Source organism: Neolewinella lacunae (assembly GCF_014349155.1).
Lineage (GTDB): Bacteria > Bacteroidota > Bacteroidia > Chitinophagales > Saprospiraceae > Neolewinella > Neolewinella lacunae.
Genome location: NZ_JACSIT010000113.1, coordinates 1 through 26681 on the forward strand (window position 1 = coordinate 1; position 26681 = coordinate 26681).

Below are 26681 nucleotides of genomic sequence, written 5' to 3' on the forward strand. Positions count from 1 at the left end.
TGTACGGTGAGCAACCAGTTTACCATTGAGGTGACGCCTACGCTGGCGGCTCCCGTGCCCTTCTGCGCGCGGCAGGACCTCGACGGTGTCCTTTTTGAATGGCCGCTGGTGCCCGAGGCCATCCTCGGCTACCAGGTGAGCGTCAACGGCGGGCCCTTCGGGGCTACGCAGGCGGAGAACAGCTTCTTCATTGGCGGCCTCGGCTTCGGAGAGACGGTGTCGATCCGTGTGCGGTCCGTCCGGAGCGGGACGACTTGCGACCTGAGCCCGGCCAGCGCAGACGTGGCTTGCAGTGCCCGGCTTTGCCCCCAAGTGACCTTTGCACCTGCGGCCGCGCAAACCGAGTTCTGCGCCGACGCCACCACCCGCGTCACCTTGATGGCCAATTTGAGCGGCGCGGACGGCTCCGGCGTCACTACCTGGACCGGTCCCGGCGTGATCGCCAACAACGACGGCAGCTTCAGTTTTGACCCTTCCGTGGCGGGCATCGGACAGCATTTGTTGCGCGTCAGCTACGTCCAGGAGGCGCTGTGCAGCTACGAAGACGTGCTGCTGGTGGAGGTCTTTGCACTGCCCGCAGCTGATTTTTCTGTCTCCGACGACCTGATTTGTGCGGCTACAAATACGGCTCTGGCCGTCCTCGGCACGGTCGATCCACAGGCCACCTACACCTGGGATTTTGCCGGCGCGGCGGTCACCGACAACGGCAACCAACGCTACGATCTGCGCTGGCCGCTGGCTGGTACCTACGCGGTTAGCCTGACCGTGACGGCCAACGGTTGCGCGACGACGACCAGCCAAATGGTCACCGTAGAAATGCCCGTCTCGGCCGGCACCGCCGCCCAGGACGCCCTGGAACGCTGCGTGGGCACGACGGAAATGGTCGACCTGAGCAGCCGTTTGACCGGTGCTGACGCTGGTGGGGTGTGGTCCGTAGTGACAGGCAGCGGCGTGCCCAACGGCAGCCTGGATCCGGCCACCGGGCAGTTCAACCCAGCGGGACTGGCACCCGGAAACTACCGTTTCGCTTACACGGTGGAGGGGGGCAGTTGTCCCGACGCCACGGCGGAAGTGAGCCTGCGCCTCCTCGCCGCACCCGTGGCGAACGCGGGGCAGGGCCAGACCCTGACCTGCAACACGGGCATGGTAACGCTCAACGGCAGCGCTTCCGAAATGGGTCCGGGCTACACCTACCTGTGGACCAGCGCCGACCCCAACGTGGTGATTATGGACGCCGATCAGTTGCTGATTGACGTTGGCCAGCCGGGCGTGTACCGCCTGGAAGTGACCAACGCCATTGGTTGCAGCGCCTTCAGCGAAGTGACCGTGGATTCCGAGACCGAAGCACCGGTGATGGAGGTGGAAATCAGCCAGATTTCCTGTTTCCAGGCCGACGACGGAGCGATTCTGGTGACGGGCGTCAACGGTGGCCGGCCTCCCTACCGCTTCCTGCTCAACGGTGAAGAGCGCGGGCAGACGACCCTCTTTGGTGGTCTGATGCCCCAGCAGTACGACCTGCAGGTGATCGACGCCAACGGCTGTTTCAGCAACATTTTGCTGGACCTGACGCAGCCAGAGGAACTGACCATCCGCCTGCGTTTCCCCGGCGATAGTGCTTCGGTCAACTACGGCGAAGAGATCTTCATCACCGCCAGCATCAACGGTGGCAACGCCATCGATACCCTGCTCTGGCAGCCCGACAGCCTGAAAACCGACGGGGAAACCGCCGGTATTTCCTTCGTGGCCCGCGAGACCCAGATGATTTCCGTCACCGTGGTCGATGAACTCGGCTGCCGGGCGACCGACCGGCAGATGCTGCTGGTCCGCAAAGACCGGCCGGTGTACTTCCCGACGGCCTTCAGCCCCAACGGCGACAACATCAACGACATCTTCTTCATCAACGGCGACCTCGATGAGGTGGAGTCCATTCAGGACTTCGCCATCTACGACCGTTGGGGCGAAGCGGTATTTACGGCCAACCTGGCCCCGACGGCTGATGGATCTTTGGGAGGCTTCCTGCCCAACGACCCGGCTTTCGGCTGGGATGGTTTCCACAAGGGAAGGGTGATGAATCCGCAGGTCTTTGTGTACTCCGCTACCGTCCGTTTCCGCGACGGGGAGACGGTGGTGTATAAGGGGGACTTTGTTTTGTTGCGGTAGACTGAGGTAAAGACGTTTTACGTCGCATCATCCCGGATCCGGACCTCTGGTCCAGCAATTGGTTTTTAGCCCATGGAGTGGCATGGAGTTAAAGCATGGAGTTGCTTGGAGTGAGGTCGGGGCGTTTTACATCGCAGGGAGACTGGTCGACCTTGCAGGCCGCTGTTTTTGAACCACTAAGTTCACTAAGAGGGACTAAGTTTTGGTGCGGGCGTGAGGTAAAAACACTCTATGTCGCATCATCCCGGATCCGGACCTCTGGTCCAGCAATTGGTTTTTAGCCCATGGAGTGGCATGGAGTTAAAGCATGGAGTTGCTTGGAGGGTGGTTCACGATGTCGCGTCAGAGCATGTCTCTACCGGAAACGGGGATGTTCTGGTGGGGACACCCTCAGCCAAGTTTTCCCATCATCCCTTAGTCCCTCTTCGTGGCCTCAGTGGTTCAAAAAAGGAAGCGAAGCGCTTTAAGCTTAGTCCCTCTTCGTGGCTTTAGTGGTTCAAAAGGAGGCTGAAAGCCGACAACGCTTAGTCCACCTTCGTGTTCTTAGTGGTTCAAAAAAGGAAGCAAAGCGTCCAATAACAGCACTTCCTCAACGTGGAACCGCTCTACCCTACTTCCCAATGCTCTTCAGGTAGTCCTGGTAAGTTTTGCCGCGGTAGTGTCCGCCCTGGATATAGCCCAGTTCGTGGATGAAGCTGCCGGCGGGTTTAAAGCCTGGGCTGATGGTGATGCGGTCGCGCTTTTCGTCGAGGTAGACGATGGTGGGGTAGCTCATGCGGCCATCCAGCAGCGCGTAGGCCAGTTCGTGGGCACCGCGCCGTCCGAAAGTAGTGTTGAATTTGAATACGTGGCCATCGTAGGTCAATTGTCCCTTCTGCTCGGCGTCGAATTTTACCGCGTAGAAATGCTCCTTGACGTACTTAGCGATAAGGGGGTCGGTAAACACCTGGCTATCCATTTTCTTGCACCAGCCACACCACTCGGTGTAAACGTCGATGAGCATCTTCTTGGGGGCCTTTTTGTTGCGGGCTACGGCTTCTTCCCAACTCAGCCATTCAATTTGGGCGGAAAGGCCGGGAGCGGCAAACAGGAAAACGACGAAGAGCAGGAAGGAAACAGTAATTTTCATGTCAGGTGAGGTACTTTTAATGGAGAGACGATGTTGGATAAAATACGCAGTGGACCCCAGCTCAGGTTTGGGGCCGGGCACAAGGTAAGACCTAAAAATGCGGGCACGGCACCGCTTCGTCCTCATCCGACTGTCCGAGGTAGGCGACGTTGATTTCGAAGGCCCCCTGGTGGCGACGGTTGGTCTGCAAGCCGTTCATCCCGATGTCGTAGCTGAAACCCAGTAAAAAGTCAGAAATTTCCAGGCCGAAGGTAGCCACGGCGCTGTCCATCCCGTAGCCGGAGGCATTGCCCACGCCCCGGGCGTAGGCGCCCAGGTGGACGGCAGCCCCCTTGACGTCGTTCATCAGAAAGCGGAAATTGCCCCCGGCGTTGGTCACCAAATGCGGGCCCTGGGCGAAGGCATAGACGCGGGGACTAAGCTGCACGTTGCGCGTCAAAGGGATGGTGAGATTAACGAATCCACTGTAGCGCCGGTCGAGGGTGCTGGTTACTTCGATGTCTTCTCCGGCCGTGCTTTCGGCGTAGAAACTTTGTTCGGGTTCCCGGACGTGGTGCATGGCCGCGCCCGCAAAAAAGCCCAGCCGGTTTTTCGGGGCATAGGAATAGCTCAGACCCAGGTGCAGGTCGCCAAAGGCGTAGTTGTTGATCGGCAGTTCTTCGCCGGTGGCCCCTTCAACGTAGGTCGAAGTTCCGTCAAAAGCATCGTCAAAGGTGAAGCGGTCGTAACTGACGTTGCGCTGCACTACGCCCAGCTGAAAGCCGAGGCTAAGGGTTTGGTTGTTTTTGGGATCCAGCGACTTATGGTAAGCGCCGCCGAACATGATCTGGTTGACGCTGTAGTTGATCTCCGATACCCGGTCGCTGGCAAAAATGACGCCCACCCCGAAAGCGTCTTTGTACTGCCGCTTGCGGGGGTTGATGTAGTAGTGGAAGTCGGCAGAAAAGGCCGTAGTGGAAAAGGGCGTTTCCAGCGTTTGCCCCCACTGGCTGCGGTTGGCGATGGAGACGCGGTAGCGCCCGGGGAAAAGCCCGGTCAGCGCGGGATTGAGGGCCAGGGGCGTGGAAAAGAATTGCGAGAAATGGTAATCCTGCGCAACGGCCGCTCCGGAAAGCATGGCCAGCAGCAACAAAGGGATAAGTTTTTTCATGGAAAGCCTTTGGGGAGGGGCAAAAATAAGGTTTGCAAGGACAATGGGCTGGCCGGAGTCTTCCCCTCCGGTGGTGCAGAACATCAAACGGCCGCAGGGGCCGGGATATTGAACGGAGGACCAGGGGAAAACAATTTTCCGCCGTTGGCGCAGGGCAGCGGAATTGCAACCAAGGGAAAAAGGTCCGGTAGCTTTCTGTTTTGTTGGGCGCGGTCGCAGGTGCTCCCCCCCGACCCCCCGAAGGGGGGAGTTGGTTGGCCCCCCAACCCCCAAAGGGGGCGAGCGGGGGAGGTCTTTGCGCTGCTCCCGATATTTGGCCCGTAAAATTCCTGGGCTGTTCTATCTTTAGCCCGCTATGGCAAATGACTACGCAATTGGCCGATACACCGCCGCCGCCATCCGTACCCACCCCAAGGAACGGGCGGAGATGACCTCCCAGCTGCTGTTGGGCGAGCCGGTCCGGCTATTGGAAAAAGGAAAAGTGTTTTGCCACGTCCGTTGTTCTGACGACGACTTCGAGGGCTACGTACGCACGGACCAGCTGCTGGCCGTCGAGGAGCGCACTTACCGGCTGCAACGAGACAACCCGGCCTTCGCGCTCGACCTCTACTCTACCCTACTGGGCGACAGCCTCGGCCTGCCCGTCACCTTCGGGGCCCGGCTGCCGGACTTCGACGGAATGCGCCTCCGCCACGGCCAACAGGTGTTCAACTACGCCGGGCAGGCGGCGCTTTCGGAAGATTTGAAGACCGACGCGGAGCTGCTCATCCGCCTTGCCCGCCGCTGGCTTTACGTCCCCGCCCTGGAGGGTGGACGCACCCCCACCGGCGTCGACGCCGCCGGCCTGGTCCAACTGCTCGCCCGCCTGATCAATATCAAGCTGCCGCGTACGGCCGAAGCCATGAGCTGCCAGGGCCGGATGGTCGATTTTGTCGTCCAGGCCCAACAGGCCGACCTGGCCTTCTTCGACAACCGCAAAGGACAGATCGAGCACGTAGGCCTCTTGTTGCCCGATAGCCGCATCCTGCACGTCCACGACCGCGTCCGCATCGATGCGATCGACCATTTTGGCATTTTCAACTACGAACTCGGGCAGTACACCCACCGCCTACGCATCGTTAAGCGCCTGCTGCCCGACCAGGACCAGCAGAACGTCCTGCTGAAAAAACGGCGGAAACCGGAAGAGATCGACGAAAATCAATTGGTTATTTTTTAGGGAGCTGGCGTCCTTGGGCCTTCCCTTGCTCTCCCCCTTGGGGGTTGGGGGGCCAACCAACTCCCCCCTTCGGGGGGGCGGGGGGGAGCACCTGCGGCCGCGCCCACTGTTACATTGGCCATTATTTTACCCAACTACTCCTCAACAACACGCGACGACTATGCCCATTCATCCCCGCATTTTCCTGGGACTGCTCCTGTTAGCGGCCACCTTGCTGGCCAATTGCGATTCCCTCCGCAAAAAGACCGTTGCCGAACTGGGGGCCGAGGAAGTGAGTACGTTCATCCTGGTGCGCCACGCCGAAAAGGAACACGGAGAATTTCCCGGACTGACCGAAGAGGGACTGGAACGGGCCCGCCGCCTGGCCTACACCCTGGAAAATACTGAACTGGACGCGGTGTACAGCAGCAAAACGAAACGTACCGAAATGACGGCCGCCCCTACGGCCACGGCTAAGTCCCTCAACATCATCCCCTACGATCCGGGGCAGCTGCAGGATTTTGCCAAAGACCTCAAGCGCCTCTACCGGGGCAAAACGGTACTGGTGGTGGGCCACAGCAATACGACGCCCGCCCTGGCCAATTACCTGGCGGATACGGACGAATTTCCGCGCTTCAGTGAGCTGGACTATACCAACCTCTACATCGTGACCCTGCCGCGCATCGGGGCACCGCGCGTAGTGAAACTGCGGTTTTAAGGTGGTGGTGGCGGATCTGTTAAGCCTGGGGCTCTGCGTGGGTTTCCCCTTGCTGGCGCGCTACGGCGAGCGGCAGGGAATTTTTCCGGCCTGGCTGAGTTCGATCATTGCCTGTTACCTCATCGGCATTGCGGTGGGCAATGCGCGGCTGTGGGCTACCAATAAAGAGTTGCTGGAGGCTACGGCGGGCGCAGCGATGCTGATCGGGCTGCCCTTGTTGCTTTTTGCGGTGCGGGTACGGGAGAGCTTGCGCTACGCCCGGCGGATGCTTTTTGCCTTTGCCCTGTGCTGCCTGGCGGGTCTCCTTTGTACGGCCGTGGTGGGCTGGTGGCTGAGCCCGCAGCTGGAAAATGCCTGGAAGGTAAGCGGGATGCTGGTGGGCCTGTATACGGGAGGGACGCCCAACGTACAGGCCATTGCGCTGGCCCTTGATGCTCCCCCTGACTACGTGGTGTTGGTGCAGGCGGCAGACGTCTTGCTGGGAGGCAGTTATTTGCTGGGGCTGGTGACTTTCCTGCCCGCCGTCTACAGCCGCTTCTTCCCCGCCTCAGAGAGCAATGGCGCGGCGGAGCAAACGGATTTGCTGGAGCGGGTGGCCTTTCCAAAGCAAATGGCCCAATTGGCACTGGCCCTGCTCACCACGGCCCTGAGTGCGGGTGTCTGTTATTTGCTGACGGGTGGGCTGGACAATCTGACGCTGCTCATTTTGCTGCTCACGAGCATTTCTTTGGTGGTGGCAGGTTCGTCGCTGGCGGAAAAAATCGGCAACTCCTACCCGGTTGGCGAGTACTTCATCCTGGTCTTTTGCGTTGCTTTGGGCCTGCTGGCGGACTTCCGGGAGCTGGCTTCCAATGGTATGGACTTACTCTACTTTTCGGCCCTGGCCCTGAGCACCACTACCGTGCTGCACCTTTTGCTGTGCCGTGCTTTCGGGATAGACCGGGACACCACCATTCTGAGTTCGGTGGCCGGCTTTTACGGGCCGGTTTTTGTGGTGCAGGTGGCCACGGCGCTCAAGAACCAGCGGCTTTTGGCGGCGGGGGTGGCCGTTTCGTTGCTAGGTTTCGGGATTGGTAATTATCTGGGGATCGGGCTCGCCTACCTGGTCCGGTGGCTGGGGGCTGAGTAGCCTCACTCTACGCCCTTGCTTTTTTGAGGCGTTGAAAAGGGCCGCCAGCCGGTTCTGTGGGGCATTGAAGTCGTGCAAGAAGCGTTCCGAGTGGTCGTAGAGATCGTCGCTCAGCAAGAGGGCAACGGGCTTGAGCGGTCCGACGTGCTCCATGATGATGCGGACCATGGCCAGGATGGGAATAGCGATGACGACCCCGGGCAGGCCCCAGATCAGCGCCCCGAGGATGATGGATACTACGGCGGCCAGGGCATTGATTTTGACGCTATTGCCCACTACTTTCGGGGTGATGATGTTGCCCTCCAGGGTTTGGACGGTGACGTACAGCACGGCCACCATGGCGGGTTGGTAGAGGTTATCGGTAGTGGCCAGGGCGTAGAGAAAGGGTAAAAGTCCGCCAATCGTCGTACCAATGTAAGGAATGATGGAGAGCAATGCCGCCAGGAAACCCCACACGAGGGCGTATTTGATGCCAATGAAATAGAGGCCGACACTATTGAGCACCCCCAAAATCAGCATCACCGTAAGGACGCCACTAAGGTAGCCGGTGGCCACTGCCTGGACTTCCCGCATGGTCTGCATACTTTCCTCCTGCTTATCGAGGGGGAACTGCCCCAGTACGAAACGCTTGAAGGCGGTGCTGTAGAGCAAAAAGAAGAAGCTGTAAATCACCACCAGGACGAAATTGGCAATGACCACACCGGAGATGGATAATCCCGTGGTGACGATCCCCCACGGCTGGTCGATGGAATCCGCGATATTTTGCTCCATCAAGCGCGTGGTTTCCCACTTGGTGAGGCCAAAAAATTCCCCGGCGGTTTCGGTTACCTCCCGCCAACTGTCCAGCAGGCTGGCCGCGATATTATCGGCCGTGGAGGCAATCTCCATCACCTGAACGGCAAAGAAGAAAAGGATTACCCCCACAATCAGTCCGGTAACGAGCATACTGAGCAGAATGGCCACCACCCGGTTGGGAAGCACCCGCTCAATCCGGTCGCAAGCCGGTTTAAGCAGGAAGGCCAGCAACAGCCCATAGACCATGGGGATGAAAAACGACGAGCCGATGTACAGCAGGGCGGTACCTATGGAGAGGCAAATCAGCAGATAAGCCAGACGCTCGACGGAAAAAGTGTTGGCCACCATAGGCGTGTTAAAAATTGAGGTTTGCTGGAACAAACGTAAGCACCCGCCCGCAATTGCCCCTCAGTAGTTTTATCCGAGATAACGCGCCCGCAGCCGCTCAAGTTCCCGGAGCTGCGCCTCCAGCGTCTGGATGCGACGGGCTTTCTCTTCGGCGGTTTCCAATTCGTCGCCCACTTCTTCCCGCTCTTTATCGATCCGGTCCTGGTACTTCTTGATTTTTTTCTCGTATTTCTCGATTTTCCGCTTGGCTTTCTCTACGTCATCGGATGCATCTGTGCGGTCGTCCCGGACGTCTTTCAGTTCATCGCGCACCGCCTCGAGTTGTTCATCGAAATAGCCGGTGTAAAAATAGTTGCTAAACTCTTTCATCATGGCTTCGGCGGCAACGAAGGAAGTGCCGTGGGCACCCCTCGTGACGATGTCGTTCTCGGAAAAAGCCATGGCCATCGTGACGCGGGTCTCGTTGCCTACCGGACTGATTTTTGAATAAAGGTTCACGTTTTTGGGGCTGATGATGGGCAAGGCCACCTGTTCGCCCAGGTAGGCCGTACCGCTGTTGTCGCGGTCAAACTTTTTGATGTTCACATCGTAACGGTCGTCCCAGAAGTCCTCCCACTTTTCTTCCACCAGGTCGGGATCAGCGTCGATGAGTACGACGAGGGATTCGTAATTCAGCTTTTTGTAGTTTTCGTTGGTCACTCCCACTTCCTGGGCGGATAATTGGAGAAAAAAAATGGAGGTCAGAAGGGTAAATAGTAAGCGCTTCATTAAGGAAAGGATTAAATTGAATAAAAATACAAAAGCCCAGTAACGCGTCGGAATTTCCTACCGTTACTGGGCTTTAAAGTGTCAAGGGGTTAGCCCGGAAAAACTGTGGGACACAATTCCCCGTGGTGTTCATTAGGGTTGGTCAGCGGACCATGGTTACTACCCTTGGGCGGGTTAGCCCCATGGGGTGCTGCTTTACTTAGCGGTCGCCGTCGGGCTCTAAGCTGCGCTCAATGTCGTTGAGCAGGCGCTCAGATTCGTTGGCGAATTCACGCCAGCCCTGGTTGACGTCGCCCTTGAAGTCTTTCCAGCCCCGCTCCATGTTGTCTCCCACACGGTTCATGCGGTCGTCGAGGTCTTTGCGGTAAGCTTCGAGTTCGTTCCATTCTTCCTGCATTTCGGCTTTCGCTTCCTCAGTGGCGTTGGCCATGTCGGCCTCGATCTGCTCCATACGGACGTCAATGTTGCGGCGCGTTTCCTGGAATTCGGTCGCAAACTCATTGCTTTCCTGACGGATTTCTGCACCTACGTTAGCGAGGGCGTTTTCGGTTTCGTTGGCCATTTCGTCGGCGGCGCGGTCGGCGTCAGAGCCTTCGGCACAACTGTAGAACGCACCAGCCAGGGCGAGAAGAAGGCTCAGGGTGATAATTCGGAGTTTCATGTTGTTAAATTTTAAGTTTGGTTTAATTTGGGTGACAAAGTGAGCCGCTCGAAAAATGAACGGCCTTTCCCACTAAAACCGGACTAGGCAGGTGCGTGTTCGGTCCCCCCTTTTTCGCTGGAAGTTTTTTCTTCTTTGGCGGAGAAAGCCGGGCGCAGTACCGTAGACAACTTCTCGCCGCCCTTGATGCCGAAATCGAGGGTGCGGATCGGGAATGGAATCATGATGTCGTTGGCGTTGTAGGCACTGACAATGGCCATGATGGCATTACTCTGGGCTTTGAGGAATTCACCCTGGGCGCTGACGCCGGGCGGCAGCCAGAAGCGCAGGGTATAATTGATGGAACTATCGCCAAATTCATTGAAGAAAAGTTCCACGTCGCGTGCTTCGTCGTGTACTACGTGCTCCCGGATGGCGGCGATGGTGACCTCCTTGACTTTGGCCAGGTCATCTCCGTAGCTGACGCCGCACGACAGGTCTACCCGCCGCCGGCCCAGTTTATTGTAGTTGGTCAGGGGCATCTGGGCCACAATCTTGTTGGGAATCATCACGTCCTGGCCCTGAAGGGTTTCCAGGGAAGTGTGCCGCAGCGTGATTTCCACGACCCGCCCGAAGTAGCCGTCGATTTCAATCAGGTCGCCCACCCGGAACAACTTGCGCACCGTCAGCAGGATACCGCTGAAGAAATTAAGGATGGGGTCCTGGAATGCCAGGCCCAGCGCCAGGCCCACCACCCCGGCACTCGCCAATAAGGTCTGCACCGCCCCGCTCAGTTCCAGTACGGACAGAATGAGTAAAATGAAAAAAATCACCAGGGCAATCGTCATCGTTGCGCTGAGCAAGCGGGCAATGGTTTCATCGCCCACCAAGCGGGAACTCAGTTTATGGAAGTATCGCTTGAGGAATTTGGTAGCCAGGAATCCGAATACGCCCACCAGGAGCGCCAGCAGGATATTCGGCAGGTGTTTTAATAAGGACGCCCACCAGAGATTCAGCTCGTCAAAGAGCGGCTGGAAGTCGAACGTAAGGCCAAAAATTTCAAACAGCAACATCAGCGGGTGAGCTTTTTCCCATTACTACGGCAGGCCGCCTAAGATGTTCAGCCAAATACACCTTTTCCCCGCTCGCGCTGTTTTCACTTCCGCAGGAAAGCCTTACCTTTTGGGCAGATTTGGCCCTTCGCGCTTACTCCTTTTCCTGACGACAGGGTTCGGGGCGGGAGTCTTCCAGAGGCCATTTTTGCCAGTGCACTGCGAAAAAATTAGTAGACTTCACCCAGCAAAGCACCAGTTTTGCTGTTGTATTTAGGGAGGCCGTCCATCGAAAGCATTTACGTGCGGCATTTCGAGGTGTTCCGCCCAATTTTGACCAACTGACACTTTAAATCGTATGGACTTTTTTCGGAATCATGTAGAACGCTCCGCTTTTGGCGTATGCGCCTGGCTGGGTGAGCGCATGGGGCTGTCTCCCCGGCGCGTCCGCGTTTATTTCATCTATCTGTCTTGTCTCTCCCTCGGCTCTTCGCTCCTGTTTTACTTCTTCGCAGCTTTTTGGCTGAACATCGGGCACTACCTGCGGGAGGGGCGGCGGATTGTTTCCAGGTAGGCTGTTGTTTTTTTTGCTTCGCAGTATTTCGTGCTGGGCGCGGCCGCAGGTGCCGGGGAAGTTGGCCCCCCAACCCCCAAAGGGGAAGGAGCTGGGTTGGGGACGATGCAAACTTTGGATGCTTCGCTTCCCCTTTTTGAACCACTAAGAACACGAAGTTGGGCTAAGCATGAGGACGCTTCGCTTTCCTTCTTGAACCACTAAGGCCACGAAGTTGGGCTAAGCATGAGGACGCTTCGCTTTCCTTTTTGAACCACTAAGAACACGAAGTTGGGCTAAGCGTGAGGACGCTTCGCTTTCCTTTTTGAACCACTAAGAACACGAAGTTGGGCTAAGCGTGAGGACGCTTCGCTTTCCTTTTTGAACCACTAAGAACACGAAGTTGGGCTAAGCGTGAGGACGCTTCGCTTTCCTTTTTGAACCACTAAGAGTAGGCTGTCTAATTAGCCAGGCCGCAGCCGTACTCATTTTGGCCAACCGGGGAGGCTCAAGCGCTTAACAGGTCGAGACCCTCTGGGTCGTAGGAGAATACGCCAATGTACTTAGCTGGATCGACCCAGAGGGTCTCAACCTAGGCGGTCCAGGCCCCTAAAGCGCGCACGGGTTAAACCCATTAGATTAGACAGCCTACCACTAAGAGCACGCAGTTGGGCTAAGTATCAAGGTACGCTGCGACTTAAAATGTCTTGACCTCACTCCAGGCAACTCCATGCTTTAACTCCAAGAAACACCATGGGCGAAAAACCACGTGCCGGACCAGAGGTCCGGATCCGGTCTAAAAATGCTTGACCTCACACCTGCCGAAAAACTTAGTACCTCTTCGTGAACTTAGTGGTTCAAAACCGCGACCTGCAAGGTCGAACAATCTCCGTGGGACGTAAAACGTCTTGACCTCACTCCCCCGCCGCCAAGCTCCGGAACATCTTGCGCACTTCCGCGACGCCGGTAAGGCTGTAGCGGGCCACGGTACGGTCGGCCCCCACCTTGATGCTGTTGCCGCTGGGTGGAAGGGCTTTGAAGATGTCTTCGTCGGTAGCGTCATCGCCGATGCCAAGGACGAAATCCCAGGGTGCTTTTTGCACCCAGTGGGCGGTGGCTTTGCCCTTGTTCACGCCCGCGTTTTTGACTTCCACCACCTTGTTACCCTCCAGGACCTGGAGGTCTTGGTTTTGGATGAGGTAGCTGAGCATGTCGCGGAACTCCCGGACCCGCTTTTGGCCCAGGTCGCGGTCAATGCTGCGGTAGTGCCAGGCCAGGCTGTAGTCTTTTTCTTCGATGAAGGAACCGGGGGTGCGGGCCACGAGGTTATCGAGGAGTTCGTGGACCTTGGGCATCCAGCCATCCACCACGTTGGGATTGAGGTGCCATTCTCCCCCTTCTTTCATCCAGACGCCGTGCTCGGCGGCCATTTCCACGTTGAGGTGACCGAGCCATTTTTCGAGGGTTTCGCGGTCGCGGCCACTGTTGATCACCACCCGGTTGCGGGTGTCGGCGGCCAGGGCGGTGAGCAGTTCCAGGACCTCGTCGTCGGGGGACACCGCCTGGGGGTCTTCGTGGAAGCCCATCAGGGTGCCGTCGTAATCAATGAAAAGCAAACGTTGGGTTGCTCCGTGGTACTGTTTTTGCAAAGCAGTGAGGGCCTCGCCAGCGAGGTGGGTAGTATTCGACATGCGGTTTTTGTCTTTCAGCTCATGTTGTTCTTTAATGAAGGTCGCTGCCCAGTGCTTTACGTCGTAGCGCTTCAGCTTGTCCTGCATCGTTATCATGCGGCTGCGTTGTTCCTCCAGAGGCATCTCCAGGGCTTCGATCAAGGCACTTTCGATTTCTTTGGTACTCTGGGGATTGACCGTCAGAGCCCCGTCGCTCAGTTCATTGACTGCGCCGGCCATCTCACTGAGGATGATAACCCCGTCTTTGGAATCTTCCTTGGCCGCGATGTATTCCTTTGCGACCAGGTTCATCCCGTCCCGCAGGGGTGTAATCAGGGCAATGTCCGCCTCCTTGTACAGCGTGGTAAGGGCCGCAAAGTTCAGCGAACGGTAGTAGTAATGGATCGGCATCCAGTCGAAGGTGCCGTACTCGGAATTGATCTGGCTGACGAGCACGTCCACGTCCGTCTTCAGGCTTTGGTACTGGTCGACGTTGGCCCGGCTGGGCACCACGATCATGATGAGGTTGACCTTGCCGATGTACTCCGGGTTGTTGCGGATGAACTGCCCGAAGGCCCGGATGCGGTGGGGAATGCCCTTGGTGTAGTCCAGGCGGTCTACGCTCAAGACGATTTTGCGGCTTGCGTGGAGCTTGCGGATTTCCCCGCTGCTGCGGTCGGTGGCCGCGTTGACGTCGGGGTGGGCGTACTTTTCGTAGTCGATGCCCATGGGAAAAACGTCAATGTTGATTTCTCTTTCTTCAATGTGCAGCCGTCCGAACTTGTGTTCGTGCCCCGAAATGCGGTAGGCCGCCGAGAGGAAGTGCCGCATGTAATCGAAGGTGTGGAAGCCGATCTGGTCAGACCCCAAAATCCCCTCCAGAATTTCCTTGCGCCAGGGCAGAATCCGGAAGATTTCGTAGCTCGGGAAAGGAATGTGCAGAAAGAAACCGATGCTGGCCTTGGGGAATTTCTCGCGAATGAGTTGGGGCAACAGCATCAGCTGGTAGTCGTGGACCCAGATCAGGTCATCTTCCCGCAGGTGCTTTTCGGTTTCCTGGAAGAACTTGTAGTTGACTTCCCGGTAGGCGTCCCACATGTCGTCGTTGTAGGCCGTGTACTCGGTGAAGTAGTGGAAGTGGGGCCAGATCGTTTTGTTGCTGAAGCCTTCGTAGTAAAGGTCGATCTCCCGCTCGGTGAGGAAGACCGGGGCGAGTTTGAGCTTGGCCAGGTCGGTGCGCACACTTTCTTTCTCCCATTCGTCGGTAATGTCCTCTCCCGGCCAGCCGATCCAGAGTTTGTTGTAGCTGTCGTCCAGGGAGTTGAGGCCGGTGGCCAGGCCCCCGGCGCTGGGGTGATAATGGAGTTCCCCGTCTCGACGATTGATCGTTACCGGAAGGCGATTGGAGATGATGACAAGTCTCGACATAGTATTTGCTGGGCTGGTTAGGGATCCCCACGGGTGAAGCAGGAAATCGTGCGCCAATGTGCTTTTTTTTCTTGACAAAATGAAAAAACGACCGGCTCATCTTTCAGAACCGGTCGTTTTCCGACCAAGTTTGCCCGGCGAGGCAGTTATTTTGGGCTTACCAACGTCTACTCGGCCGCAGATTTTTTCTTCCGGGGGGTCTTGAAAAACTCTTTGAGCTGCTTGTCGGTCATGAAGCCGTACTCCTGCCAGGTGTGCATGGTGGTCTTCTTGATGTCGCGGTAATCTTTGCCCCGTTTATTGGTGTGGGTCTTGAGCAGGCGGCGGGTGTACTCCCGGGCCAGGCTGCGCAGTTGCTGGTTGAAGCTTTCGTTGCTGAACACCTTGATGTAGGCGGGGAACTGCTTGCCGGTAATGTCGTACCACTCGATGTAGTCGGCCTCCTCCGTTCCCAGGCCAGTGGCCAGCTGGGAGAAGTAGGCAAAGATGGTCTGGCGGACATTCTCATTGAAGGGGCTCAGGCCACCGTGCTTGACTTGTTCGGCCAGGATGGCGTCGTGAACGGTGGGGTTGACGTAGCCGTCGGCGTGGATTTTATCGGCCAGGTTGAAGTAGGCCGTCAGTTCATCGGCGATGCTGCGGTCGACGATCGTGCCCAGGGCCCGTTCCTGCTGGGCACCGAAGGGTACCTCGCGGTTGTTTTTGAGCGCCAGGAGGAAGGTAAGGATTTCGTGGGCGGTGCCTTCGGCGTCCTTTTGGCGTTCGCGGCTGAGGACGGCGATGAGTTCTTCCAATTCCGCTTCGGCGGGCGTCAGGTAGGCACCGTAGATGGCAATGGGCTTGAGGAGTTCACGCCGTCCGGCAAATTCCGGCCGCGTCACCATCTCGTGCAAGGTGGGGGTGATGGCTTCGTTGGGCAGGTTGCCGCTGACGCGGAAGAGCAGAAAATCGATGAGCGCGTTGCTGAAGTTCGTCAGTTCCGGCGGCGTCTGGGGGAAAGGCGCGTAGTGGTAATTGCGGCCCTTGAACTGCCGGCGATAGCGGCGCTCAATGCGGTGGCGGCCTTCGGCGGTGCGGGCGTCGCTGCTGCGCTGCCCTTGCAGGAATTGCCGTACGCGTTTGCTGGCCACGCCGTCGATCATGCTCGTTACGAAGATGTCGCTGCTCAGGGCAAAGCCACACTGTACGCTCTGGCCAATGCGGCTGCGCAGCTGGTCGAAGTTGCTGTTCTGGGCAATGGCGCTGAGGATTTTGCCGAAGTGGTCATTCTGCCGGGCGTAGAAGCCGTATTCGGTCACTTCACCGCGCAGGACGGCGTAGCCGAGGGCGCGGGGCAGGAAGAGGCCTTCGAACTTATCGTCGAGCAGGTACTCCTCAAAAGACTCGATTTCCAGCGGGCTGTAGTCGATGAGTTGCTGGTGGGCCTGCTCAATCTGGGGCTCAAACTCCTGCTTGAGGGCCTCGTAAAAGTGGTCCTCCTCTTCTTCCAAAAAGGCGGCGAGGTTGGGGCTGGCTTGAATGGCCTCCGCAATGGCATCCAGGTGCTGGCGGTAGGCTTCGTTTAGTGGGTACATTGACTTACACTTTGCTTGGTAAAAAGAAACCTGGTAGTGCCACTTTCGGCATTACCAGGTCAGTCCACTCCCGTGAGTGTGGGGCAAAGGTAAGGCTTGGGGGGGAGAATAATAAGAGAATGAATGAATAATTGAATAATTGACCGCCGTAGGCAGCAGCTTAGCTAATGGGCTACCGCACGGGACAGGCTGCCGCACTTGACAGGCTACCGCACGGGACAGGCCTGGCCGTTGCCGAAAATCTCGGCTGAGGGTGTCCCCCCCCGAAACAGAGCCGTTCCGAAAAATCCCGGCTGAGGGTATCCCCACCGGAAACGGGGCAGTTCGGGTGGGGACACCCTCAACCAGACCTCCACCTGTACCGAAGACCCTTATAAACATTGAAGGAAATACACATTGAGATAAGTCACTATGAGTTAGCCTTGGACGTGCCTCCCCGCATGGAAAATCCCGGCGGAGGGTGGCCCTACCCGAAACGGGGCAGTTCGGGTGGGGACACCCTCAACCAGACCTCCACGTGTACCGAAGACCTTTATAGACCATGAAAGAAATACACCTTAAGGTAAGTCGCAATGCGTTAGCCCTGGACGTGCCTCCCCGCACGGAAAAGCCCGGCGGAGGGTGGCCCTACCCGAAACGGGGCAGTTCGGGTGGGGACACCCTCAACCAGACCTCCATCTGTACTGAAGACCTTTATAGCCATTGAAGGCTGAAACTTAAGATGAGTCACCGTGCGTTAGCCTTGCTCCCTGTCCCCTTCCCTGGCACCTGCGGCCGCGCCCAAATCCGCATCTGACCGCAAAAGCCAGGCATTGATCGATTCGTAGTGCCCATTCCGCGTTGAATTGCTATCTTGGCAGCACTAAAAAGTAAAGACACAATGGAATTACCAATCCTAGGATTTCTGGCCTTCATGGCCTTTCTCATTTTTAACGGCGCCTTTTACACGGTCAAGCAACAATCGATGGCCATCCTCGAGCGGCTCGGGCGTTTCAATGGCGTGCGGGGCCCGGGCCTCCACTTTAAAGTGCCTTTCATCGATAAGGTCTCCGGCCGGATGAGCCTGAAGGTGCGGCAGCTGGACGTAAACGTGGAGACGAAAACGAAGGACAACGTTTTTGTGAAGCTCAAAGTGGGCGTGCAGTACGTGGTGGGCGAAGACAGCGTGTACGACGCCTTCTACAAACTGGCCAACCCCGATGAGCAGATCAACTCCTACATTTTCGACGTAGTCCGCGCCGAGGTGCCGAAGATGAAACTCGACGACGTTTTTGAGCGCAAGGACGACATCGCCAACGCCATCAAATCCGAGCTCCAGGAAGCCATGGAAAACTACGGCTACAACATCGTCCGGGCCCTGGTGACCGACATAGACCCCGACGCCACGGTAAAATCGGCCATGAACCGCATCAACGCCGCCGAGCGCGAAAAACTCGCCGCCGAGTACGAAGGCGAGGCCGACCGCATCCGCATCGTGGCCAAGGCCCGCGCCGAAGCCGAATCCAAGCGCCTCCAGGGCCAGGGTATTGCCGACCAGCGCCGGGAAATCGCCAAGGGCCTCGAAGAGTCAGTAGACATCCTCAACTCCGTTGGCATCAACAGCCAGGAAGCTTCTGCGCTCATCGTCGTCACCCAGCACTACGATACGCTCCAGAGCATGGGCGAAAACGCCAACTCCAACCTCATCATGATGCCCAACGCCCCCACCGCAGGTGCCGATATGCTCTCGCAAATGACGGCCAGCTTCATCGCCAGCCAGCAAATGGGCGAAGAGATGAAGGCGTCTTCCGAAAGGTTGAAGGCCAGCAAGGCGAAGGAGAAGATTGAGCTGAAACGGTAAGGATTTACAAATTACAATTTACCATTTAGGATTTAGCATGGGGCATCCGCCGGGAGCGTGAGGTCAAGACGTTTTACGTCGCAGCTGTTCCAGACCGGATCCGGACCTCTGGTCCGGCACTGGTTTTAGCCCATGGAGTGCCATGGAGTAAGGCATGGAGTTGCATGGAGTTTTTAAGGTGAAGACGTGAGGTCGCAGTGTGAGGTCAAGACGTTTTACGTCGCAGCAAAGACTTCCCTATCCCCCTCGACGTGAAACGTCTCGACCTTTCTGACCAAAAGTCTCGCCGTGAGGTCAAGACGTTTTACGTCGCAGCAAAATTTCCATAGCCCCCTCGATGTGAAACGTCCCAACCTCACCATCCGCATCACCGGCCCGGAATCCTCCGGAAAATCCACGCTAGCCCGCGACCTCGCCTGGGCCCTCGATGGCGTGTACGTCGCCGAAGCGGCGCGCGGCTACCTGCTCGCCCGGCAGGGGCGCTACACGGCTGCCGATCTGCCCCGCATCTGGGAAGTCCAACGCCGCAGCGAAGACGCCGCCCGCGCCCACTCCCCCGGTCTGGTGGTGTGCGACACCGGTCCGGAAGTGATCCGCATCTGGGCCGAAGTGAAGTATGGGCAGTGCCCGAAAGAGCTCCGCCAAGCCCAACTCGAAAGGCATTACGACCTCACCCTACTCTGCGCCCCCGACCTCCCCTGGGAACCCGACCCCCTCCGCGAAGCCCCCGACCAAGCCACCCGCCTGGCCCTGTTCGCGCGCTACCGGGAGCTGCTGCCGGAGGCCCACGTCATTAGTGGTGAGGAGCGGCTGGAGAGGGCGGTGGGGTTGGTTTTGGGGGGGTAGGTTTTTTGGGTGCTGTGCATCCTCCATCTCGGGAGTACCCCGGAGTACGGATGCTGCGCATGCTCCATCGTGGGAGTACCCCGGATGCCGGATGCTTCGCATCCTCCTTCGCGGGAGTACCCCGGAGTACGGATGCTGCGCATGCTCCATCGTGGGAGTACCCCGGAGTACGGATGCTGCGCCTCCTCCATCGCGGGAGTACCCCGGATTCCGGATGCTGCGCATCCTACATCCGGGGTTATTAAGGTTCGACCCCTACCGGGGTCAGGGAGGGCATCGCTGGAGTACCCCGGATTCCGGATGCTGCGCATCCTACATCCGGGGTTATTAAAGTTCGACCCCTACCGGGGTCTGGAGGGGCCCTCACTCCCTTACCCTTTATTCCTTTTATCCTTTATTCCTTTCCCCCTTTAATCCCTTACTCACCACACCTTACCATTCACCACCGCCATCGTCACTTTGCCGTCGGGGCCGTAAACGAGCAGATCGACCTGGCTATTCAGGCCGACTTCAGTGCTCGCTTTTTGTCCGGCCTTCAGGATGCGCAAGGGGCCGTCGGCGACGCCCGTGGGCACGGATCCCGTCGTTTGTACGGAAGTGTAGCCCTGCGCGTAAAGCGTGGCGGGATCGAGGCGCTTGATTTCGTCGGCGGACATCGGGCTGGGGTGGGTCTTGCCCGGGCGGACTTTCGCGCCCTTCAGATCGACCGTCGTGAAGGCCCCAAAAGTGTGGAGGTCGCCCAGGTCGCTGACGTAGGCGTAGGTGCTGAAGTTGCGGAAACTGGGCGGCAGGCTGCGCTCGCCGATGCGGAAGCCGATGTCCATGCGGAATTCTCCTTCGGGCCGCACCAGTTGGGCGTTGACGAGCTTGAGGTGGTGCATCGCGTTGGATTCGTTTTCGGGAATCGCTTCGTAATCGGCGCGGGTGAAGGCGCGGTAGCGGCCGCTGGCGATGCCGTGCAGGCCGGCGATGAGGGCCAGGACATTCAGGCGGCGAATTTCCTGCTTTTCGGGGTCGCCCGCCATGCCGCCGGATTCGATGAGGATGGTGCGGGTGCCCCATTTCTGGAGGTTATCGCCGAAGGCGCGGGGTTCGAAATCGTCGTTGTAGCGCCCGATTTGGCCGGGGACTTCCTCCTGCCAGAGCGCATTCATCAGGCCGATGAGGCGTGCGGCGTCCTCGCGGCTTTCGTTCATCGTTTTTTCCCAGTCGTAGGCCGGGGCCAGGATGGAAATGACGCAGCCTTTTTCCGTCGGAAAGCCCGCGCCGTAGTAGACGCTTTGGTCGTGGAGGTTAAAACCCCAGGCGGCGTCGAGGCGGTCGCGTTCGCCCTTCAGCAGGCGGGCTTCGGGGCTGCTGAGGTGCAGGGCATCGCGGTTGAGGTCGATCCCCAGCGCGTTGCGGCGTTCGTAGCGGGCGGCGCCGTCGGGGTTGAGCATCGGCAGGAACGTGAGTTGGAGGCGTTCGCGCAGGAGGGTGCGCAGGGAGTCCAGTCCGTCGCCACTCCCTTCCAGCCACGAGAAAAGATCGAAAAGTGCGGCCGTGGCGGTGGGTTCATCGCCGTGCATCTGCGACCAGAGCAAGACCGGCACCTCGCCCTCCCCCCAGGTCACGCGGTAGAGCGGGCGGCCTTCCACGGAGCGCCCAGCGGTATCGAAGGTAAAGGCGGGCCCCAGGGCACTGAGCAGCGGCTGCAGGTCTTCCTGTTTGAAACGGCGGGTGCTGAGGGCTTCCACCCGGTGGGCGGGCAGCGAGGCGCGCACGGCAGCGGCGGGGAAATCCTGAAAAATTTCGGCGGGCGCTTCTTGGGCGCTGCCGCAGGTGCAAAGCAAGGTAGCCAGCAAGAGCAAGGGGAGAAAAGTCTTCGTCATTGAGCAAAGATAAAGGACGTGGGTGGTTTGGCGGGTGTGGGGGGGGGAACTGGGGAACGGCTAGCATTGCAGTAGGCTGGGAGGGGCGTAATTGGCGAGGTAGAAAAGGCCATGCAAGCCGCATTAGCAAGATCCATTACATGCCTCATACAGTTAGAGAGAAACTATTCGCAATTCGCTTACAAATATGACACCTAATCTAAATTGGTTTAAAGCTTTTAAAAATAATGGAAATAGTGGTGTTAAAAATTTGTTTGGCAAATTTATTTATCCTAGCTTTGTTGTATTCCAAAAACCGCTGGACGTTTATTTCACCTAACCCACTTTCCTTGTTTCCACTTTGCGGGTATTTTGAACTTGGCAGGTCTAAGCTGCTGGCGGTTATTCCTTTCACCCATTCCTTTCCTTATCATGAAGAATACTTCACCCTTTCACCCTTTCACCCTTTCACCCTTTCACCCTTTCACCCTTTCACCCTTTAAGCTAATCCTGTTCTTAGCATTATTATTGTCTCCATTTCTAGGAAATGGCCCGATACTCGCCCAAACCAACACTGTGAGTGGCAGCATCATCAATGCACCCGGATCCTCCTCAGTGGCCATCCCATCAAGGCAAGTCCGTTTCGAGTTCATTTCTACGGATCCCGAGTTTCCATCTACCTTCATCAACACCAATTCAACGACGAGTAACACTTATTCCTTGTCGTACACCGGTGGCCCATTCTTCATCAGCGACGAAGCCCGGGTGTTTGTTAATTTGGCTACGACGCCTAATCCAGTGGTAGACGTTTCGTGCATTACAACAAGTGATATTATAGCCATAAATAATTACATTAATGGCACCCAGTCCTTTACTTCAGCTCAAAAGGTATCTGCGGATGTAGATATAGATGGCTACATTACTCTTACAGATAGAGAAATGATAAGAGATGTGATTCTTGGCCTTGAAGATCGGTACACCAACTCCATATCTGTAGCCGGAGTTTCTTACACAAACAGAGGAGTTGTATTTCCCACCACCGCTGAACTTAGTTCATTAGGTGATCCAATTTCATTTTCCAGTAACTATTTTTTTGATCCTATACCAACGGGAAGCAATCCAAACAAAAACTTCAACTCTATTATCCTTGGAGATGTGAACGGTACTTGCTCTAGCTATTCATCATTTTCAGGAGAAAATCCTAGCAGTAGCTCATCTACAGGTAAACATCATAATTTGTATCTTTCAAATGCTTCCAGGCAGATCGTAGCTGGTCAAACCTTTGATGTAACGATTGGAACAAAAGATTTTGCAGATCTTTCTTTACTCTCTTTTCGCTTAAAATTCCAAGACGGTGTTAGATTGATTGGCGTCACAACGCATGAGAATTCCCCAAAGGACCGCAATTTCAGAATCGGTGATCATGGTGAACAGCTAACTGTATTGGCTTTTTTGGGTAGCACCAACAAATTAGCCCATCAAGCAAAGACGCCCATTGGCCAAAAAGAAGATTTTATGACCATGCGCTTACAAGCTGACCGTAAAATCTTTGATCTAGCCCAATTTCTCTCTCTAGATAATGCGAGCTTTGAAAACTTGGTAACTAAAGATGATGAAGTCGGCAATCCATACGCTCTTTCGTTGGAAATAATTAAAAATGATTTGGACGTCAGTACCATTATTTCTCCTAACCCCTTCCGTGAAAACCTTACCGTGAATTTACCTTCACCCAACTTTAAGCTCGCGAAGTTACTAGATTTGAATGGACGTGAATATGCTCAAAAATCCATTTCTGAAGGCCAACAAGTGCTAATTTTTAACGAAGGTGAGCTAAACACACTCCCGGTAGGAACTTACATTCTTCAGCTTTTTTCAAAAAGTGGAGAAATTAGCTCCTTGAAGTTGGTGAGAAACTAATATATTTGTATCCGAATTCTTCCTTTGGGCCAAAAATAACCATTGAGATGATGATTATTTTTGGCCCATATTTTCCCAAAAACATTTCCCATGAAAATCACAACAAGTCTACTCCTGCTTGCGGTCCTTACCTTTATGCCAAAGGCTTCCAATCTTGCCGCCCAAGACAGCATCAGGATTGTCATTCCCGAAATTTTTATTACCAGCGAGGATGAGAGTTCGATCTTAGAAGTGCCTGTTTTATTTATTTACAACCGAGGAATAAGAGCTGTTCAAATTGGTTTCAATTGGAGTGCCGATCAATTAATACTGGACACTTTGATATTTGGCTCCTCACTTGCTAATGCCGAACTGGCCTCGTATAATCAAACCTCAGATAGCCAAGTAAGGGTACTAGCTGCTGTTCCTCCACCAAATGAATTTTTCTTCATTGAAGATTCTATATTCTGTACATTAAAATTTCAAGTTTTAAAATTTAATGGCCTAGCAGGTATATCAGTAGACCCTTCATTCTTTTTATTGGCTCTAGATATTGGTCGTAATGTGATACCGACAATCACCTCCAACTCCACCGTAACCTACCGCGATGAGCAAGTCCGTACCCAGTTTTCCCCGCCCGCGCCATTGGATGCGGAAGGCCGGGTGTGTACCGAATTATTTTCCCGGGGCACCCCGGCCCTGCGTGGCTTCGATTTCCAAGTGAATTGGGACAGTGAACAATTTACGCTCGATACGACCCGCCTGGGGGATAATCCGCTCGGACTTACACCCGAAAACCTCCTTTCGGTACCGGGGGTACTGCGGGTGCAGCGCGATACTTTGTTGAATGAGATTAGTCCGCCCATGCCCTTTGGCATTACGCTGTTCGAAATGTGCTTTTTGCCCCGCACTATGCAGAGTGTGTCTTATCTGGAGATCGGGCGGCGGAACCCCTCGTCGTTTCAGGTCGTTTTTCAGGATACCGTCATCAACAATCCCCGGAGCAGCCTGCTCCCCGGCAGCCTCTACCTGCCCGAGCAGCAACTGACCGATACGGTGGTGCTGGAAGTAGTCCCCCTCCCCGGCTCCTCGCAGGATACGGTAACCTGCGCCACGATCCTGGCCCGGCAGTTTACGGGCGTGCGCGCCTTCGACTTCAGCGTCGCCTGGCCCGAGCAACTGCGCCTGACCAGCGTAAACTACCCCGCTTCGGCGCTGGCGGGTATTTCCTTACTGGCCCAGGGCGAAAACTCCGCCCGCTTCGGTTTTGCCCCCGATAGTTTGCGCAACATCTCTCTGCCGCCCGATGCTCCCGTGCTGGAAATATGTTTTGCGGGAGATTTTGTGCCGTGTGATTTCTACGAGATCGTCTTGGCGGCCCAGCCCGCTACCAGCTTTTTCGAACGGCAAATCTTCGACTTTTCCGAGGGCGGCGCATTGCCATTCCAGTTGCGTTCCGGCTTTCTTTATCCTTTTGCCCAGGATTCTTTCGTGTTGGAACTGGAAACGGTGCTTTCCGACCCTGCGGAAGAGCTCCACCGCGTGCGCCTTTCTACGCCGAGCGACGCCTGCCTCTCCAGAATCACCTTTGATTTGCGCTTCCCGCGCTCCGAACTGCGTTTGCGTGAAATTGAGACCAACCCCGAGCGTTTGCCACAGTTCGCCCTCGTCACTGCGTTCTTTACCCGCCCCGATTCGGTGGTGCTCCTGCTGCGCGATGGGACTGGAGGTGCCAACCCCTACCCCGCCGGAGAAATTGGCACCTTGGTTTTTCGTCGCCTCGGCGAACGGGATACCGTCCCGCTCGACATCGGCGCGCTACGCGGGGGCAGCGGATCGGTAGAGATTTTGCGGCCCGATGGAGTCATCTTCAATAGTCCCGTCGTTTTCCGCGATGGCGCACTCATTTTCCGCGCGGATACGTCTTCCGCTATTCCTTTTGTGACGCAGAGCGATGAGTATCCATTAACCCTCTTCCCTAATCCGGCGACGGGAGTAGTCCACCTGCGTGGCTTGCCCACTGCGGCCCCCGTCAAGGTTTGGCTCTACGATCCGCTGGGCCGCCTGCAGTTCCAAAATACCCTCCCGGGTGACCGTGTGGAGCTGACTGCCGTGCCGCCGGGGACTTATTTCCTGCACGTCCAGCAGGGTGAGCGGCGCTGGGTGGAGCGGTTGGTGTTGCGGTAGGGGTTTCAAGCCCGCCCTTTTCGCGGGATTCCTTATTGTTTTGTGGGGAGCACTTTTTATAGCGGAAAGCCCGGACGCCCGCAGGTCCGCCGCTGCAAAGCTGCCAGCAATGAAATCCACGGCAAAATGGATTTCCGGACAGAAGTTTTCGCTGGGGTAAGTTGAAAATCCGGAAAAACGTCTTATGTTGCCGACGGTTTGAGCTGTTTGGGAAGTGGGCTGGCGCTTGGGCGCTTACGAAATTTAAACGCTTGACTTTTCCCTTTACCACATACACTTCTTGATTACGCCTGGTAGAGCTCCCGTCGCCGCAGCTCCTCGGTTGTACCCCAGAAGGCAAATGAAGTTTTAGAAATAGGCTGTTCCGTTTGAATATGATTGTACGTTACTCTTTTTGCCCTTTCCCTCGGCTTATTTCTGGGCCCCCTACCCCAGAAAACGCGTCCAACGGAGAGGGATGACCCAAGCACCATTCTTTTTAAGTTACACTAAGCATTTTTGCGGCTCTAAGCTCGTCTCGACATTCTTGAAAGAGAAGCTAAAATTGGTAGTGACAAAAAGTAAGCAAAGGGAACAGCCTAGTTTTAGAAATAAACAATACCTTGAACTTAGTGCATGCAAATTAGCACCACTGAAACTTATAAAAATGATTAGCGACAAACAACTAATACGCCTTAGCAAGTTCCTAAGTTTGGTTCTACGACACAAACCGGAAACTATTGGAATTCGACTCGATCCAAATGGGTGGACCGATGTAGGCGAATTGATAGAAAAATCAAATGGCCACGGAATTTTATTTGACCGGGAAATACTAAATTATATTGTTTCTACAAATTCCAAGAAGCGATTTGCTTTTAATGAAACACTTGATAAAATCAGGGCAAGTCAAGGGCATTCCGTAGAGATCGAGTTGGGTTATACCAATCAAAAACCACCCGAAATTTTATTTCACGGAACAGGAGAAAAATCAGTCCCGTCCATTATGGCCACAGGGCTTGAAAAACGAAACAGACAACACGTTCATTTAAGCAGCGACTTCGGAACAGCTGTTGAAGTTGGAAAAAGACACGGAAAACCTTATGTATTCAAAGTGCTTGCCGAACAAATGTATAACGATAATTTCCAGTTTTTCATCTCAGACAATGGCGTTTGGTTGACCGATAGTGTACCGACAAAATACTTAAAACAAGACGAAGTATAAAATAGTAGTACCCAGCAATCGAATGGAGTGAGAAGGCAGCAAATTGGGGTCCTTATCTTTCCCATACGGGGCTGTCAGGTAACAGTGGCACATTTGAATGAAAATCACCATAGACATAAAAAAGTATTTCTTGATATTCAATGGTCCGCTACGGTTTGAGGCAACACTTTAGCAAAGTATGCATATAAAGAGGGCAAGCCCTATCTTGTTGGTTCCTTACACCGTACAGATATGACTTGCCCAACGAAGATCGAAATCCTCGTCGCCTCAATTTTGCAAAAACTTCCTGGTATTTCCGCATGGCGCTACCGCTTTTTGCTCCATCTTTTCGTTTTGTGGCCCTCAATGATTGGCCGACGGAACTTTGTCAACCTAGGTCGTCAAGGCGAATATTCTGAGTTCACTTACCGTAAGCACTTTGGTAAACGCATGGATTGGCTGGGCTTCAACAGAGAGTTGAGCGAGCCGTTTTTAGGCCCCAACCGTATCATTGCTCTCGACCCCTCATACCTGAGTAAGAGTGGCAAGCATACTGCTGGAGTCGGTTATTTT

General features: G+C 55.8%; 19 protein-coding genes and 1 pseudogene. 11 read left to right on the forward strand and 9 right to left on the reverse strand.

Annotation, left to right across the window (positions count from 1 at the left end):
- A partial coding sequence (locus H9S92_RS12110) for a T9SS type B sorting domain-containing protein (protein WP_187466976.1) occupies positions 1 to 2160 on the forward strand: 2160 nt, incomplete at its 5' end.
- Between the two features lie 610 nt (positions 2161 to 2770).
- On the opposite strand, the gene H9S92_RS12115 is transcribed toward H9S92_RS12110, so the two are convergent.
- Positions 2771 to 3289, reverse strand: a complete 519-nt coding sequence (locus tag H9S92_RS12115; RefSeq protein ID WP_187466977.1) for a thioredoxin family protein — start codon at positions 3287 to 3289, stop codon at positions 2771 to 2773.
- A gap of 91 nt (positions 3290 to 3380) precedes the next feature.
- A complete protein-coding gene (locus tag H9S92_RS12120) occupies positions 3381 to 4439 on the reverse strand; it encodes a PorP/SprF family type IX secretion system membrane protein (RefSeq protein WP_187466978.1) in 1059 nt (352 codons plus the stop codon).
- A 355-nt stretch (positions 4440 to 4794) separates the two neighbouring features.
- Here H9S92_RS12120 and H9S92_RS12125 point away from each other — a divergent pair, with 355 nt between their 5' ends.
- The 3 genes from H9S92_RS12125 to H9S92_RS12135 all read left to right on the forward strand — a co-directional run bounded on the left by H9S92_RS12125 (position 4795) and on the right by H9S92_RS12135 (position 7481).
- Positions 4795 to 5655, forward strand: a complete 861-nt coding sequence (locus H9S92_RS12125) for a C40 family peptidase (protein ID WP_187466979.1) — start codon at positions 4795 to 4797, stop codon at positions 5653 to 5655.
- A 160-nt stretch (positions 5656 to 5815) separates the two neighbouring features.
- A complete protein-coding gene (locus tag H9S92_RS12130) occupies positions 5816 to 6352 on the forward strand; it encodes a SixA phosphatase family protein (RefSeq protein ID WP_187466980.1) in 537 nt (178 codons plus the stop codon).
- Between the two features lie 7 nt (positions 6353 to 6359).
- Positions 6360 to 7481, forward strand: coding sequence for a DUF819 family protein (locus H9S92_RS12135; protein WP_187466981.1), 1122 nt, complete (start codon positions 6360 to 6362; stop codon positions 7479 to 7481).
- On the opposite strand, the gene H9S92_RS12140 is transcribed toward H9S92_RS12135, so the two are convergent.
- The 4 genes from H9S92_RS12140 to H9S92_RS12155 form a co-directional block, all read right to left on the reverse strand.
- The gene (locus tag H9S92_RS12140) at positions 7410 to 8624 is read right to left on the reverse strand and encodes an AI-2E family transporter (RefSeq protein WP_222936074.1); all 1215 of its coding nucleotides are present in this window, start codon (positions 8622 to 8624) and stop codon (positions 7410 to 7412) included. The two genes, H9S92_RS12135 and H9S92_RS12140, sit on opposite strands and share 72 nt — an antisense overlap.
- A gap of 69 nt (positions 8625 to 8693) precedes the next feature.
- Complete coding sequence (locus tag H9S92_RS12145; RefSeq protein WP_187466983.1) at positions 8694 to 9392, reverse strand: hypothetical protein; 699 nt, start codon at positions 9390 to 9392, stop codon at positions 8694 to 8696.
- 199 nt (positions 9393 to 9591) lie between these two features.
- Positions 9592 to 10053 carry a hypothetical protein gene (locus H9S92_RS12150; protein WP_187466984.1) on the reverse strand — a complete coding sequence of 154 codons (462 nt, stop codon included), beginning with the start codon at positions 10051 to 10053 and terminating at the stop codon, positions 9592 to 9594.
- An 83-nt stretch (positions 10054 to 10136) separates the two neighbouring features.
- The gene (locus H9S92_RS12155) at positions 10137 to 11105 is read right to left on the reverse strand and encodes a mechanosensitive ion channel family protein (RefSeq protein ID WP_187466985.1); all 969 of its coding nucleotides are present in this window, start codon (positions 11103 to 11105) and stop codon (positions 10137 to 10139) included.
- A gap of 337 nt (positions 11106 to 11442) precedes the next feature.
- Between H9S92_RS12155 and H9S92_RS12160 the strand changes: the two genes are divergently transcribed.
- Entirely contained in the window at positions 11443 to 11658 is a 216-nt protein-coding gene (locus H9S92_RS12160; protein WP_187466986.1) for a PspC domain-containing protein, read from the forward strand.
- An 893-nt stretch (positions 11659 to 12551) separates the two neighbouring features.
- On the opposite strand, the gene H9S92_RS12165 is transcribed toward H9S92_RS12160, so the two are convergent.
- Both H9S92_RS12165 and H9S92_RS12170 read right to left on the reverse strand, forming a co-directional pair.
- The gene (locus H9S92_RS12165) at positions 12552 to 14735 is read right to left on the reverse strand and encodes a bifunctional alpha,alpha-trehalose-phosphate synthase (UDP-forming)/trehalose-phosphatase (protein ID WP_187466987.1); all 2184 of its coding nucleotides are present in this window, start codon (positions 14733 to 14735) and stop codon (positions 12552 to 12554) included.
- A gap of 167 nt (positions 14736 to 14902) precedes the next feature.
- Positions 14903 to 16309 (reverse strand): hypothetical protein, encoded by a 1407-nt coding sequence (locus H9S92_RS12170; RefSeq protein ID WP_187466988.1) that lies wholly within the window; start codon positions 16307 to 16309, stop codon positions 14903 to 14905.
- Between the two features lie 880 nt (positions 16310 to 17189).
- Between H9S92_RS12170 and H9S92_RS12175 the strand changes: the two genes are divergently transcribed.
- On the forward strand, positions 17190 to 18149 hold the full coding sequence (locus H9S92_RS12175) for an SPFH domain-containing protein (protein WP_187466989.1): 960 nt from the start codon (positions 17190 to 17192) through the stop codon (positions 18147 to 18149).
- A gap of 339 nt (positions 18150 to 18488) precedes the next feature.
- Complete coding sequence (locus H9S92_RS12180) at positions 18489 to 18995, forward strand: AAA family ATPase (protein WP_187466990.1); 507 nt, start codon at positions 18489 to 18491, stop codon at positions 18993 to 18995.
- 422 nt (positions 18996 to 19417) lie between these two features.
- Here H9S92_RS12180 and H9S92_RS12185 read toward each other — a convergent pair whose 3' ends face one another.
- Positions 19418 to 20866, reverse strand: a complete 1449-nt coding sequence (locus tag H9S92_RS12185; RefSeq protein WP_187466991.1) for a M14 family zinc carboxypeptidase — start codon at positions 20864 to 20866, stop codon at positions 19418 to 19420.
- Positions 20867 to 21277: 411 nt separating this feature from the next.
- On the opposite strand from H9S92_RS12185, the gene H9S92_RS12190 reads away from it, so the two are divergent.
- The 4 genes and pseudogenes from H9S92_RS12190 to H9S92_RS12205 form a co-directional block, all read left to right on the forward strand.
- Complete coding sequence (locus H9S92_RS12190) at positions 21278 to 22762, forward strand: dockerin type I domain-containing protein (RefSeq protein ID WP_187466992.1); 1485 nt, start codon at positions 21278 to 21280, stop codon at positions 22760 to 22762.
- 543 nt (positions 22763 to 23305) lie between these two features.
- Complete coding sequence (locus tag H9S92_RS12195; RefSeq protein WP_187466993.1) at positions 23306 to 24928, forward strand: T9SS type A sorting domain-containing protein; 1623 nt, start codon at positions 23306 to 23308, stop codon at positions 24926 to 24928.
- Positions 24929 to 25454: 526 nt separating this feature from the next.
- A complete protein-coding gene (locus H9S92_RS12200; protein WP_246463826.1) occupies positions 25455 to 26129 on the forward strand; it encodes an RNA 2'-phosphotransferase in 675 nt (224 codons plus the stop codon).
- Positions 26130 to 26360: 231 nt separating this feature from the next.
- Positions 26361 to 26681 (forward strand): annotated as a pseudogene (locus H9S92_RS12205) (transposase); the annotation flags it as partial.